This window comes from Niveispirillum sp. BGYR6, assembly GCF_027568365.1.
Lineage (GTDB): Bacteria > Pseudomonadota > Alphaproteobacteria > Azospirillales > Azospirillaceae > Niveispirillum.
The window spans coordinates 219362-232028 of record NZ_JANLNL010000004.1; the positions used below are offsets into that span (position 1 = coordinate 219362).

Consider the following 12667-nt stretch of genomic DNA (forward strand, 5'->3'; position numbering starts at 1 on the left):
ATTGGGTTACACCCGGTCCACCCGGCCGGCGTAACAGCCATGCTTTGCGAAATGCACATGTAGGTAGGCGATATCCGACCGGGCCAGATAGTCTCGCAGCAGGCCATCGGCCTGTTGCCCATCCACCACATCGGCGTCCACGATCAGATCATCGCGATTGTAAGCGCGAACAGATAACAGACGCTTCGCCATCATCGGCGGCAGCTCATCATCCACCACGCGGGTGGGGGCCGGCCCCTGCGTCACGAAGATCGGACCTTCCGCCCGATAGGGGCTATTGGCAGGTTGATGGCGGAATGACAAAAGCAGCACCGTCGTTCCTGCCGGCGCATCGGCCAGGGTGATCCGGCAGGGGATCAGCCCCTCGCTGGGGGTCACCACGCGGCGGATGCCCTGTGCGGCCAATGTCGCGTCATCCAGGCTGAAAAGCGGGGTGAACAGATCAGATGACAGGCCGCTGACACGGTAGGTCATGGGGAAATCTCCATCACGGTTGTACAGGATGGCCCCATGATGCCGACTGGCCGGCTCGTCCGCGCTCCGCTTCTTGCTGTCAAAGCAGCCAGCGGCCCTCCAGCCAGCGCAGTGCCCACAATGCCGGGCCCCCCAGTGTCCACCAACGCCCCCAGGCGGCAAGCGCGGTGCCGTCGCCAACATCGATCAGGCAGGGCGGGGGCTGTTGTGGGGCGGGGTGGGGCGGGCGGCTGCCGGCCAGGGCGGTGATATTGGCGGCCAGTGCCGACCAGCCGGGATGCTGCCCGTCGGTGGGCCTTACCGCCTCTCCCGCCGCCACAATCCGCCCAAAGCCTGGCACGCTTAAATGCGCATCGGTGCGCAGCAAGCCGTCCGCATCCACGGCTAAGCCGCTGTCGCGCAGCCAGCCGGGGCCGGCGGCACCGGTGGCGTTCAAGAACAGGTCAAAGGCGATGCGGTCGCCCCCCTCCAGCACCGCCTCATTCCCTTCCACCCTCAGCACGGGGGCCATTTCCTGCAGGATGGTGCCATGCGCGGCCAGTGCCTCAATCAACCGCACGCCGGCCGGTTCCGGCAGGCGGGTCAGCAGGCGGCCACGGGTCAGGATGGTGATGGCGATATGCCCGCCCTCCCGTGCGGCCAGCGCGATCATGGCAAGCGCCAGCCCACAGGCCGTGATGCCGCCACCGGCAATGGTCAGGGCCACCGCCCGGCCTGGATGCTGGCGGAACCGTTCCACCAGCGCCTTGTGCAGGGCCAGCAGCCGGGGCAGGGGGCGGGTGCTGAAACAGCGGGGGTGATCCCCGGTACCGGGTAAGGGCCGGGTCAGCGCCGTCGGCGCGATGGAGAGCAGGTCGAAACCCAGCGGCTCCCCCTGGCGGCGATGCACCTGCCCCGCCGCCGGATCGATGCGCGTTATATCATCATCGAAGAAATAGAGGCCGTGCCGCGTGGCCATCGCGGCGGCATCCAGGCTTGCCGCCGCCGGGTCAACCCGACCGGCCAGGATGGGGGGAATGGCTTCCGCCCAGAATTGCGAGGCGGGGGCAACCAAGCCCAGATCATGGCCTGCCCGTTTCAGCCGGGCCAGACGGTGCAGCAAGGGCGGCCGGGCGTGCCCGCCGCCCAGCAGCAGGATACGGCTCAACCCACAGCCTTCACCGCCGTTGCCTCAACCTCTGGCGGGTCGCGCAGCACATAGCCGCGGCCCCAGACCGTTTCGATGTAATTGTCGCCATCGGTGGCCGTCACCAGCTTCTTGCGCAGCTTGCAGACAAACACGTCGATGATCTTCAATTCCGGCTCATCCATCCCGCCATAGAGATGGTTGAGGAACATTTCCTTGGTCAGTGTCGTGCCCTTGCGCAGCGACAGCAGCTCCAGGATGCCATATTCCTTCCCCGTCAGATGCAGGGGCTGGCCATCCACGGCCACCGTCTTGGCATCCAGGTTCACGGCCAGCCGGCCGGTGCGGATGACGCTTTCCGAATGGCCCTTGCTGCGGCGAATGATGGCCTGAACGCGGGCGATCAGCTCCCGCTTGTCGAACGGCTTGGTGATGTAATCATCGGCGCCGAAGCCCAGACCCTTGATCTTGTTATCCAGGTCCGACAGGCCGGACAGGATCAGGATGGGGGTGGTCACCCGGGCGGCGCGCAGACGGCGCAACACCTCATACCCATCAATATCGGGCAGCATCAGGTCCAGGATGATGATGTCGTAATCATACAGCTTGCCGATTTCCAACCCGTCTTCACCCAGACTGGTGGCATCGACAATATAGCCGCCATCCGCTGCCAGCATCAGCTTGACGCTTTTCTGCATCGCGGGATCATCTTCAACCAGCAGGACTCGCATGTTTCTTCCCTCGGCGATGGGTTCAGGGTTACCCCTTCTGTGACCGGTTGTGCTGAGAACTATTTTATGCAACCAGCCTGCGGCGCCACCAGGGCCTTTCAACCGACAAGAGTTAGGTTAACAGAGCTTCGGCGCATATGCTACGTGCCGGGCGGCAATCTGACCTTAACCATGCTGGTGCATTAGTATGTGGTGTATCCTCTGCCTGCTTCCCCCGCATGAAAGGGTATTCGTCCCGTGATGATCGATGCCGACCAGATGCTGCAGGAGATCAATGCCCTGCCGCCCTACCGCATGTTCGGGCGCGTCACCTCCGTGCTGGGCATGATGGTGGAGGTGGGGGGCGTGGAACGGCGGCTGTCCATCGGCGGGCGCTGCCGCGTGTTCAGCCGGGGCGGGCGGCCTGTGCCGTGCGAGGTGGTGGGGTTCCGCAATGGCCGCGCCCTGCTGATGCCCTATGGCACGCTGGATGATATTGGCCTGGGTTGCAGGGCAGAGGTGGCGGAGGGGCAGGCGGCGATCTACCCCACGCCGGCCTGGCTGGGCCGGGTGATCAATGCGCTGGGCCAGCCGATTGATGGCAAGGGGCCGCTGCCGCAGGGCGATGTACCGGTGATGATCAAGGCCAGCCCGCCGCCTGCCCATGCGCGCCGCCGTGTCGGCGGCAAGATGGATCTGGGCGTGAAGGCAATCAACACCTTCCTGTCCTGCTGCCGCGGCCAGCGTATGGGCATCTTCGCCGGCTCCGGTGTCGGCAAGTCGGTGCTGATGTCGATGCTGGCCAAATATACCGAGGCCAATATCAGCGTCATCGGCCTGATCGGCGAACGCGGGCGCGAGGTGCAGGAATTCCTGGAACATGATCTGGGGGAGGAGGGTCTGGCCCGCTCCGTCGTCATCGTCGCCACCAGTGACGAGCCGCCGCTGATGCGTCGGCAGGCCGCCTATATGACCTTCGCCGTGTCGGAATATTTCCGCGACCTGGGCCAGGATGTGCTGTGCCTGATGGACAGCGTCACCCGTTTCGCCATGGCCCAGCGCGAAATCGGCCTGTCGGCGGGGGAACCGCCGACGACCAAGGGCTATCCACCCACTGTGTTTGCCGAACTGCCCCGCCTGCTGGAACGGGCCGGCCCCGGCACAGGCGACGGCACGATCAGCGGCCTGTTCACTGTGCTGGTGGAAGGTGGCGACATGGAAGAGCCCATTGCCGACGCCGTGCGCGGTATTCTGGATGGCCATATCGTCATGGAACGCCGCATTGGTGAGCGCGGGCGCTATCCGGCCATCAATATCCTGCGGTCGGTCAGCCGCACCATGCCGGGCTGCAATACGCCCGAACAGAATGCCCTGGTCGGCCGGGCCCGCCGGTTGATGTCGGTCTATTCCGACATGGAGGAGATGATCCGCCTGGGCGCCTATCGCAAGGGCAGCGACCCGCAGGTGGATGAGGCGATCCATTTCAATCCCGCCCTGGAAGCCTTCCTGCGCCAGAGCAAGGGGGATCGCAGCACGCTGGACCAGGGCTATGCCGAGCTTGAAGCCATCCTGGGCGGTGCCGGATGAAGGATCTGAAGCCGATCATCCGGCTGAACCAGCGCTCCGTCGATGAACGCCGCCGCCATCTGGGCGAATTGCAGCGGGCAGAAGAACGGCTGCTGGCCGATATCGCCGCCTTTGAGGCGCAGGTGGAACAGGAAAGGGCGGTGGCCGCCACCGACCTGAACCTGGCCCGCGCGCTGCCCGCCTTTCTGACCCATGCCAAGCAGCGGCGGGAGCAATTCCAGCACGCGCAGGCGATGATGCGCCAGGAAATCGCCAAGGCGGAAGAAATGGTGGCCGACGCCTTCCGCGAACTGAAAAAGTTCGAGCAGGTGCAGGAACAGCGCGATCTGGCGGCCAAGCAGGCCCGGCGTTACCGCGAAACCCAGATGTTTGACGAGGTGGCCTCCATCCGTTTTTCCCGCCAGCAGGGGGACGGGCCGGAGGATCAGACCTGACGGTCATTTTTCATCCACCCTATCCTTTTGGATAGGTCTGGTGTGGGGGCAAGGGTGACGTCATCTTTATGGGCAGGGCCATTGTGGCCTCGGTTCCCATCAGGGGCGGAGTCGGCATCATGCGCTGGGCACAGGCTTGCCATCGGGTGCTCTGGCAGCGGCGGGGCTGGCCGGCACGGCTGGGCCTGCTGGGCGTGGCGTCGCTGTTGGGCCTGGGGGTCTATCTGGGCGGGCTGCAGGTGACAGGCAATTTTCATACCGTCATCCCCCAGGAACTTTACCGTTCTGCCCAACCCTCCCCGGCGCAGATCACCGCTTATGCCGCTGCCTATGGCATTCGCAGCATCGTCAACCTGCGGGGGCCCAATCCCGGCCGGGACTGGTATGATGCGGAACGGGCGACAGCGCAACTTCTGGGCATCCAGCATGTGGATTTCGCCATGTCGGCGAAACGCCCGCTGGATGATGCCCGTGCCGCGCAATTGATCGCCCTGCTGCGGGCGGTGCCCAAACCGGTGCTGATCCATTGTCAGGCCGGCGCCGACCGGACGGGGCTGGCCTCTGCCCTCTATCTGGCGGCCGTGGCCGGTCAGGGGGAGGAAGCGGCGGAGGGGCAGCTTTCCGTGCTGTACGGCCATGTCGGCCTGCCGATGCTGGGCCCCTACGCCATGGATGCGACCTTCGAACGGATGGAGCCGGCGCTGGGCTTTCCCGATTCCTGAAAAACTTATACCAATCTCCCTTGATCGTGACCGATCCAGGGAGATTTTTTGTTCCCTCAGGCGCCGGGCGGGCGCATCCGCGCCCTTGGCTTGCGCGCCACGTGGCGCGGGCCAGCGGTCGCTGGCCTCCAATCCGCCAAGGGTCAAACCCTCGGCGGATTGGTATTACCCGTCCTCCCGGACGGCCAGCATTTCGGCGGCCTGGGAGACGAACAGATGGGCCAGGGCCGGGTCCAGATGGCTGCCGGCCGACCGTTCGACAAAGTCCAGCGCCCTTTCCAGCGTCCAGGGCTCCTTATAGGGGCGGCGGGAGAGCAGGGCGTCGAACACATCGCAGATGGCGACGATCCGGCCGGCAATGGGGATATCCTCCCCCGCCAGCCCCTGGGGATAGCCGCTGCCATCCCATTTTTCATGATGGGTCAGGGCGATTTCAGAGGCGAGGTCCAGCAGCTCCATGCCGCTGCCGTGAAGAATCTGGGCACCGATGCGGCAATGGCTGCGCATCACCCCCCATTCATCACTGTCCAGCCGGCCCGGCTTCAGCAGCACCCGGTCCGGGATGCCCAGCTTGCCGATATCATGCAACGGGGCGGCGGCGGCGATCATTTCCACCTGCCGGGCCGGCAGGTCGGCCAGCCGGGCCAGCGCGCCGGCCATCCGCCCGATACGGGCGACATGATGGCCGGTATCCTCGTCCCGGAACTCCCCGGCGCTGCACAGGCGGTGGATGATTTCCGCCCGCGTCCGCTCCAGCTCCGCCGTGCGTTCCTGCACCATGGTTTCCAGGGCGCGGGCCTGATCGCGCTGGCTGCGGTAAAGCAGATGCATGATCAGTAGGTTGCGCGCCCGCACCAGCAGTTCCCAGCTGGTATAGGGCTTGGGCAGAAAGTCGATGGCGCCCGTCTCCAGCGCGCGGCGGCGGAAGGCCTCGTTATTTTCTGCCGTGATGATCAGCACGGGGGGTGTTTCTTGCCCCAAATGGTCGCGCATTTTTTCGATGAAGCCGGGCCCGTCCAGGCCCGGCATACAATAATCCAGCAGCACCAGATCGGGCGGGTTGCTGCAACACATGGCCAGCCCTTCCAGCGGATCGGTGCTGGCGCGGATTTGTGTCAGCCCCGCCTTGCGCAGGATGGCGGTGAGCAGATCGACCGACAGCTGCATGTCATCGACAATGACGACACGTGCCTGGATCATCTGGTCGCTGGAAAGCTGGGGTTGGCTGACGCCACTCAGGTGCATCGGCATCGGCAGGAATCCGCTGGCGGTGCCAAGCGCGCCTGCCACCGCAGGAACGCTCTCTCCGCGTGATGGTTGGATGCAGTAAACGTAGCATCCCCTGCGGGCTCCGCAACCTTTCGGCTGCCGAATCAGGGTAAATCTATCCTTAAGAGTACAGCGGGGTCAGACCCTGCCCGCCTCGTCTTCCTCTGCCGCGGCTTCGCCACCCCGGAAGCCCATGGCGACAATATAGGTCTCGCTGCTGTCCTGCCGGCTGGCGGCCGGCTTGGCGTGGCGGACGGTGGTGAAATCCTTTTTCATCTGCGCCAGCAATTCCCGCTCCGCCCCGCCCTGGAACAGTTTGCAGACGAAATGCCCGCCCGGTGCCAGCACCTCTGTGGCGAACTGATAGGCCATTTCGGCCAGCCCCATGATGCGCAGATGGTCGGTCTGGGTGTGGCCGGTGGTGTTGGCGGCCATGTCCGACATCACCACATCGGCCGGCCCCTGCAACAGCGCCTTCAGGCGCAGCGGCGCCTCATGGCTGGTGAAATCCATCTGGAAGGTGGTGGCGCCGGGCACAGCCTCCATTTCCAACAGGTCAAGCCCCACCACCTGGCCGCTGCCGCCCTTGTCGGACTTGGATTTTTCCACCGCCACCTGGGTCCAACCGCCGGGGGCGGCGCCCAGATCGACAATGCGCTGGCCGCGCTTCAGCAGGCCGAACTTCTCATCCAGCTGCAACAGCTTGAAGGCGGCGCGGCTGCGGAAGCCGCGCTTCTTGGCCTCTACCACATAGGGGTCGTTCAACTGCCGTTCCAGCCAGCGGGCAGAGGAGACGCTGCGCCGCTTGGCCGTCTTCACGCGCACGGCCTGATTACGGCCGGTGGGGATATTGCCGGAGGACTTGGTCATGACAGCGCACACCTGGGAACGGACGGTCGAAAAACAAGCGTTCCATATCGGCCGGATCGCGCCGGCAGGCAAGGGGACGCTTCGCAACCCAGCCTAGCAGGGTGCGGCGGCAGCCGGATCAGCGGTGGCGGCGGGCGTGGGCGGCCAGTTCGAACAAGATGCCTTCCCGCACGCCCCGGTCGGCGATGCGCAGCTGCGGCACCGGCCATTGCCGCCAGATCGCATCCAGGATGGCGCAGCCAGCCACCACCAGATCGGCCCGGTCACGGCCGACACAGGGTTGGCTGGACCGGCCCAGATAATCCAGCCCCAGCAGGGTTTCGGAAATGCTGCGCGCCTTGTCCCGGTCCAGCCAGGCACCATCTACGCGCGACCGGTCGTAACGGGCCAGCCCCATCTGGATGCCGGCCAGCGTCGTCACCGTGCCGGATGCGCCCAGCATCTGCACCCGGCGGGCGGCCACGGCAGCGGCAATATTGTTGCGGCTGTCAAAATCGCTCAAGGCCGAGCCGACCCGGTCCATCATGCGGCGGTAATCATTCGGGCAGACCCGGTCCCCGCCATAGGTCTCCGTCAGGTTCACCACGCCCAGCGGCACGGAAATCTGGTCCAGCACCACCGGCCGGCCGCGCGACAGCCTGATCCACAGCAACTCTGTAGAGCCGCCGCCAATATCAAAAACCAGCGCATGGGGCAGGGTGCTGTCCAGCAGGGGGGCACAGCCGGCCAGGGCCAGCCGCGCCTCTTCCTTCGGGCTGATGATCTCGATCCGCAGGCCGGTTTCCGTGGCTACCCGGCCCAGGAACTCCTCACAATTATCGGCGCGGCGACAGGCCTCCGTGCCCACGGCGCGCACCAGGCTGACGCCGCGCCGTTCCATCTTGGACCGGCAGACCTTCAGCGCCTGCACCGTGCGGGCCATGGCATCGTCGCACAGCCGGTCGCTGCGGGTGAGCCCTTCGCCCAGGCGGACGATGCGGGAAAAGGCATCAATGACCCGAAACCCGTCCCGCGCCGGGCGGGCGATCAGCAGGCGGCAATTATTGGTGCCCAGGTCCAGGGCGGCCAGAACCGGGGGCCGGCTTTCCAGCCCGGCATCAAAAGGGAGGGCCGTATCCTCACGATGGGCATGAGCGGCGGCCGTCGTCGTCGAAGCGGGGGACGCAACCCCCGTTCCCGACGCCGGTGTCTGTTGGACAGACATGCTCGCTAAACCCGCCTCCACGCTTGCCACCCTGGTCCTTGTTCTCAACGTCCGGTCGATGCGACCGTTCCGCACGCCCATCGCGGCCGATTTACACAGCGTTCATCGTAACCGATGACGTCCCGGCCGCAAACCGCCATTGCAACAAATCCGCCGCATCCTCACCGATGGTATATGTACATATAACAGATGCATAACCAACATCGTTGTTATGCGTTCCTGTGACGTGAAGGGGCTTCCCAGGCTTACCAGCAGGTGCTATAAGCCCGCCCACCCTGATGGCGGCCATTTATGATGGTTCGTTGTTCGGATGGGGGATCGTCTAACGGTAGGACAGCGGACTCTGACTCCGCCAGTCTAGGTTCGAATCCTAGTCCCCCAGCCATCTTCCTGCGACGGAAGATGTTACATCCGGTGCTGTGCTATGCAGCCCCTCGGATGGGGGATCGTCTAACGGTAGGACAGCGGACTCTGACTCCGCCAGTCTAGGTTCGAATCCTAGTCCCCCAGCCACCCTCTCCATTGAAGTTCACCGTATTTCTGCACCTGTTGGCAGGTCAACCCGGTGAGGGTTGATCCGGTCTTGGCATCATTTGTGGGGTGGGCCGGAAAACCAGTTCTCCGGCTCCCTTGCCTCAGCGGGCGGCTTTTGCCGCCAGTTGCTTTTCGTAAACCCGCAGATGCAACAGCCCCAGGCCCAGCAGCGGGGTGGCAATGCCCCGTTCTTCGCCCCGGCGCACGATATCACCGATAATATGCTCAGCCTCCGTGCGGTTGCCGCGCGCCACGTCGCGCGCCATGGAGGCATTGACGGTGCTGGCTGCGTCGGTCAGTTCCCCGCGATAGCGGTCCAGCACCGGTCCGCGCGGGGCATAGCCGGCGGCCTGGGCCACGGTGGCGGCCTCGTCCAGCATGGCATTCATGAAGCTGGTGCCGCCGGGCAGGCTGTTCACATCGCCAACGCTGCCGCGCATCAGGCAGGTGGAGGCAGCCAGCGTGGCCAGGAAGAAGAATTTCTCCCACATATCCAGCATGATGCTGTCGCTCTGGCTCCATTCCACCGAGGTGCCGGCAAAGCAAGCCGCCAGCCGGTCCACCATGGGCTGCTGGTTGGCGGAGCGGGCGCCGAAGATCAGCCGGTGGATATTGGAGAGATGGCGGATGGTGCCGTCCGGTTCCATGGTGATGGGGATATGGCAGAGCCCGCCCATCACCCGTTCCGCGCCAAAGGTGGCGTCCAGCCGGTCAATATGGTTCAAGCCGTTCAGCAGCGGCAGGATCAGCGTTTCCGGCCCGATGGCGGGCTGGATGGTTTCCATCGCACCGTCCAAATCAAACGCCTTGCAGGCCAGCACCACCAGATCATAGGGCTTGCGCGCCTTGGTGATGGTCTGGGCTGGCAGGCGGATATTGCCGTGCGGGCTGTCCACCCGCAGCAGGTTTTCCATCAGCTGGGCCTGCCGGCGCGGGCGCACCAGAAAGCTGACATTGGCCCCGGCCTCCATCAGCCGCCCGCCAAAATAACCGCCGACCCCGCCGGCCCCCAGGAACAGGATACGCATTCACTTTCCTCCGAAACCCGCCACCAGGATCATAGTATCTTCTGTGGCAACCGCAGCAATTCCTTGCGGATATCGTTCAGCCCCGGCTGCCGGTCGGCGGCGAAGGGCAGGGGGCGACAGAGATGCATGGCGGCCAGCCCGATGCGCGCTGTCAGCAGGCCGTTGACCATCCCTTGGCCAAGCCGTGCGGAGATGGCGGCCGCCACCGTGCCGCCCAGCGCATCCACCAGCAGCCCGTCACCGCCTTCCACCATCCCGGCCACGCCGACATTTTCCGCCATGCGTCGCACCAGCCGGGCGGAGCCGAACAGGCCGGGCCGGGCGGCGTAAAGCGCGGCGATCTCCCGTACCAGCTTCATGTTGCGCCATAACACCAGGGCGACATCCAGCAGCGCGGCGGGGCTGAGCGCCGTGCCGACCGCCACATCGCGCGACGCCGCCAGCACCAGCCGATAGGCGGCACTGTCCAGCGGGGCCAACAGGATACGGTCGGTCAGGGCCAGCATCTCCCGCCCATCATGCGCATCGGTGACCGCGCTGGCCAGGGCGTGACGGGCCGGGGCCAGATCGCGCCGGCCGGCATAGAGGTCGGCCACCGCGTCGCGCAGAGGGGTGGCTTCCTTACCTGTCGCCCCTCCGGCCAGCAAGGCTGTGGCGCGCTGGCGCAGATCATCCACCCGGCGTAGCCGCCGCCAGGCCAGGGCTTCCCGCCCGGTCAGCCAGCCCAGGCTGGCCACCGCCAGCCCCAGCAGGCCGGCCAGCGCGCTCCCCGCCCAGGGGGACCAGTTGAACGCCCGGTTGATCAGGTCGGCCGTGTCGAAGCCCAGTGCTGCCAGCAGCAAGGCCGCCAGCGACAGCAGCAGCAGCCGGGCCGCCCCCTTGCCGCGGCGGGGCGGGGGCAGGATGTCGCCGGCCAGGGATGTTGGGGCATCGGGCTCCAGCTCGGCCGGCAGGGGGCGGGCGCTGGCCGGGTCGAATTCCATCGGCGGCACCCAGGCGGGTGGGGCCTTATCTTCGGTTCTGCTCATGCCAGCCGATCCCCGATCAGGAATTCCAGGGCTTGATCCAAGCGGATATTGGGCAGGCCGCGCCCATCGCGGCCCAGGCCGGGCGGTGGCTGGAAATCGGTGAAACGGAACCGGTCCGCCACCGCATCCCCAAGGCCCAGATGGCTGTCCGGCAGCTCCCCAGGGAACAGCACCAACGGTTCTGTCCGGCCCAGCGGGATGCCCTGGATGCAGGCCAGTTGCCGTCCCTCATGTTCCGTCAGCACATTGTCGGTGCATTTGACCGCGGCAAGCGAGAGCGATTTCACCGCCGCCCCTTCAAAGCGGATATGGCGCAGCCGGTCGGCCATCAGCGTTTCCAGCAGCCCCGTCAGGGTGGCGTGCTGCGGGGCGGCCACATGGTCGGCCTTGGTGGCGGCGAACAGCACCCGGTCCACCCTTGCCCCGCCCAGCCAGTCCAGCCAGCCGCCCATACCATGGCGGAAGCTTTCCAGCGTGGCCGACAGCGACCGGCGCAAATCCTCCATCCCCGGTTCCCCGGCATTGATGGCCGACAGCAGATCCACCAGTACGATCTGCCGGTCGATGCGGGCGAAATGGTCGCGGAAGAAGCGGCGGATCACCTTGTCCTTATAGCCCTCGAACCGGTCCTGCATCAGCGCCCCCAGGGAGCCGTTGCGCCAGCGCCCATCTGGGGCCGGGGGCAGGGGGCAGAAAGTCAGGATGGGCGCACCTTCCATCTCCCCCGGCTCCAGAAAGCGGCCCGGCTGCAACAGCGACAGGCCGATGCGGCTGGCCCGGCATTGCAACAGGAACTGGGTGTAAAGGGCGGCCAGCCGGCGGGCGGTTGATTCGTCGGCCGCCATGGCCGGGTCGATCGTATCCAGCGCCTCTAGCCAGGGGCGGGCCAGATCATGCCGGGGCCGGGTGCTGGCCAGCTCCAGCGTCTGGACCGACCAGTCGCCGAATTCCTGCCGCAGCATTGGCAGGTCCAGCAGCCATTCCCCCGGATAATCGATAATGTCCAGGTTCAGCGTCGCCACCCCGCCCAGCCGCCTCCGCACCAGCCCGCCAGGGCGATAGCGCAGGGCAATGCGGATTTCGGAGACGGCGCGGGTGGCCTGGGGCCAGGCAGGGGCGGGGCCGGTCAAGGCGGCCAGATGATTTTCATAATCAAAGCGGGGTATGGCGCCATCGGGCTGCGGCCGCAGCTGGGCGCCGATATAACGGCCCTGGGCCAGTACATCCAGAAAGGGCAGCCGCCCGGCCAGCAACAGATTATTCAGTGCCGAGGTGATGAAGACCGTTTTGCCGGCCCGGCGCAGGCCGGTGACGCCCAGGCGCAGTGTGCCGCCGGCCAGCCGGGCCGCCACCTGTGCGGCCCCATCCACCACCCGGGCGCCGCCCTCTTCAATCCTTGCCAGCCAGTCCGCCACGGGGCGATTACTCCTTCCAGGTCTTGCGCCATCGCTGCTCTTTCCCTGTGATATGGGATTGATGGGCACTTTGTTAACGTTTTCCTACCGCAAATGGTGCGACGACGCTTTCAAAGGGATTGTAATACCTATGTCGACAAAGGCAGATTATCGTCCGTGCAAACACGGGTTGGCCGGACCGGCTTTCGCGTGATGGGGCTACCGCAGGGCAATGGTACGGCCGATCCGCCGGGATCGGCGGTGACGGGTCCCTGTGGCGAAGTATG

General features: G+C 65.7%; 12 protein-coding genes and 2 tRNA genes. 5 read left to right on the forward strand and 9 right to left on the reverse strand.

Going from position 1 to position 12667, the window contains the following annotated elements; translation table 11 throughout:
• Nucleotides 1-6: 6 nt before the first annotated feature.
• The 3 genes from PCJ49_RS11575 to PCJ49_RS11585 form a co-directional block, all read right to left on the reverse strand.
• On the reverse strand, nucleotides 7-474 hold the full coding sequence (locus tag PCJ49_RS11575) for a DUF1203 domain-containing protein (RefSeq protein WP_269911071.1): 468 nt from the start codon (nucleotides 472-474) through the stop codon (nucleotides 7-9).
• A gap of 79 nt (nucleotides 475-553) precedes the next feature.
• Nucleotides 554-1621 carry an FAD-dependent oxidoreductase gene (locus PCJ49_RS11580; protein ID WP_269911072.1) on the reverse strand — a complete coding sequence of 356 codons (1068 nt, stop codon included), beginning with the start codon at nucleotides 1619-1621 and terminating at the stop codon, nucleotides 554-556.
• Nucleotides 1618-2331, reverse strand: a complete 714-nt coding sequence (locus PCJ49_RS11585; protein ID WP_269911073.1) for a response regulator transcription factor CtrA — start codon at nucleotides 2329-2331, stop codon at nucleotides 1618-1620. The genes PCJ49_RS11580 and PCJ49_RS11585 overlap by 4 nt, the downstream gene beginning before the upstream one ends.
• A 240-nt stretch (nucleotides 2332-2571) precedes the next feature.
• Between PCJ49_RS11585 and fliI the strand changes: the two genes are divergently transcribed.
• The 3 genes from fliI to PCJ49_RS11600 all read left to right on the forward strand — a co-directional run bounded on the left by fliI (nucleotide 2572) and on the right by PCJ49_RS11600 (nucleotide 5053).
• Nucleotides 2572-3897, forward strand: coding sequence for a flagellar protein export ATPase FliI (gene fliI / locus PCJ49_RS11590; protein ID WP_269911180.1), 1326 nt, complete (start codon nucleotides 2572-2574; stop codon nucleotides 3895-3897).
• Nucleotides 3894-4331, forward strand: coding sequence for a flagellar FliJ family protein (locus PCJ49_RS11595; protein WP_269911074.1), 438 nt, complete (start codon nucleotides 3894-3896; stop codon nucleotides 4329-4331). The genes fliI and PCJ49_RS11595 overlap by 4 nt, the downstream gene beginning before the upstream one ends.
• A gap of 119 nt (nucleotides 4332-4450) precedes the next feature.
• Nucleotides 4451-5053: a dual specificity protein phosphatase family protein gene (locus PCJ49_RS11600; protein WP_269911075.1), complete on the forward strand. Its 603-nt coding sequence runs from the start codon at nucleotides 4451-4453 to the stop codon at nucleotides 5051-5053.
• Nucleotides 5054-5218: 165 nt separating this feature from the next.
• On the opposite strand, the gene PCJ49_RS11605 is transcribed toward PCJ49_RS11600, so the two are convergent.
• The 3 genes from PCJ49_RS11605 to PCJ49_RS11615 all read right to left on the reverse strand — a co-directional run bounded on the left by PCJ49_RS11605 (nucleotide 5219) and on the right by PCJ49_RS11615 (nucleotide 8396).
• Nucleotides 5219-6304: an HD domain-containing phosphohydrolase gene (locus PCJ49_RS11605; RefSeq protein WP_160105471.1), complete on the reverse strand. Its 1086-nt coding sequence runs from the start codon at nucleotides 6302-6304 to the stop codon at nucleotides 5219-5221.
• A 156-nt stretch (nucleotides 6305-6460) separates the two neighbouring features.
• A complete protein-coding gene (locus PCJ49_RS11610; protein ID WP_089286172.1) occupies nucleotides 6461-7192 on the reverse strand; it encodes an RlmE family RNA methyltransferase in 732 nt (243 codons plus the stop codon).
• Nucleotides 7193-7310: 118 nt separating this feature from the next.
• On the reverse strand, nucleotides 7311-8396 hold the full coding sequence (locus PCJ49_RS11615; protein ID WP_269911076.1) for a Ppx/GppA phosphatase family protein: 1086 nt from the start codon (nucleotides 8394-8396) through the stop codon (nucleotides 7311-7313).
• 311 nt (nucleotides 8397-8707) lie between these two features.
• Here PCJ49_RS11615 and PCJ49_RS11620 point away from each other — a divergent pair.
• Both PCJ49_RS11620 and PCJ49_RS11625 read left to right on the forward strand, forming a co-directional pair.
• Nucleotides 8708-8781 (forward strand) — tRNA-Gln (locus PCJ49_RS11620).
• A 54-nt stretch (nucleotides 8782-8835) separates the two neighbouring features.
• Nucleotides 8836-8909: transfer RNA gene (locus PCJ49_RS11625), tRNA-Gln, on the forward strand.
• A 122-nt stretch (nucleotides 8910-9031) separates the two neighbouring features.
• Here PCJ49_RS11625 and PCJ49_RS11630 read toward each other — a convergent pair.
• The 3 genes from PCJ49_RS11630 to PCJ49_RS11640 are packed head-to-tail and all read right to left on the reverse strand — an operon-like array spanning nucleotide 9032 to nucleotide 12401.
• Complete coding sequence (locus PCJ49_RS11630; RefSeq protein WP_269911077.1) at nucleotides 9032-9958, reverse strand: ketopantoate reductase family protein; 927 nt, start codon at nucleotides 9956-9958, stop codon at nucleotides 9032-9034.
• A gap of 29 nt (nucleotides 9959-9987) precedes the next feature.
• Entirely contained in the window at nucleotides 9988-10986 is a 999-nt protein-coding gene (locus tag PCJ49_RS11635; RefSeq protein WP_269911078.1) for a TIGR01620 family protein, read from the reverse strand.
• A complete protein-coding gene (locus PCJ49_RS11640) occupies nucleotides 10983-12401 on the reverse strand; it encodes a YcjX family protein (protein WP_269911079.1) in 1419 nt (472 codons plus the stop codon). Before PCJ49_RS11640 ends, PCJ49_RS11635 begins: the two co-directional genes overlap by 4 nt.
• Nucleotides 12402-12667: the final 266 nt, after the last annotated feature.

Coding starts and splice junctions, on each gene's coding strand:
- fliI (WP_269911180.1), top strand. CDS start 2,572: ATGATCGATGCCGACCAGATGCTGCAGGAGATCAATGCCCTGCCGCCC.
- PCJ49_RS11635 (WP_269911078.1), bottom strand. CDS start 10,986: ATGAGCAGAACCGAAGATAAGGCCCCACCCGCCTGGGTGCCGCCGATG.
- PCJ49_RS11615 (WP_269911076.1), bottom strand. CDS start 8,396: ATGTCTGTCCAACAGACACCGGCGTCGGGAACGGGGGTTGCGTCCCCC.
- PCJ49_RS11605 (WP_160105471.1), bottom strand. CDS start 6,304: ATGCCGATGCACCTGAGTGGCGTCAGCCAACCCCAGCTTTCCAGCGAC.
- PCJ49_RS11575 (WP_269911071.1), bottom strand. CDS start 474: ATGACCTACCGTGTCAGCGGCCTGTCATCTGATCTGTTCACCCCGCTT.
- PCJ49_RS11630 (WP_269911077.1), bottom strand. CDS start 9,958: ATGCGTATCCTGTTCCTGGGGGCCGGCGGGGTCGGCGGTTATTTTGGC.
- PCJ49_RS11600 (WP_269911075.1), top strand. CDS start 4,451: ATGCGCTGGGCACAGGCTTGCCATCGGGTGCTCTGGCAGCGGCGGGGC.
- PCJ49_RS11610 (WP_089286172.1), bottom strand. CDS start 7,192: ATGACCAAGTCCTCCGGCAATATCCCCACCGGCCGTAATCAGGCCGTG.
- PCJ49_RS11595 (WP_269911074.1), top strand. CDS start 3,894: ATGAAGGATCTGAAGCCGATCATCCGGCTGAACCAGCGCTCCGTCGAT.
- PCJ49_RS11585 (WP_269911073.1), bottom strand. CDS start 2,331: ATGCGAGTCCTGCTGGTTGAAGATGATCCCGCGATGCAGAAAAGCGTC.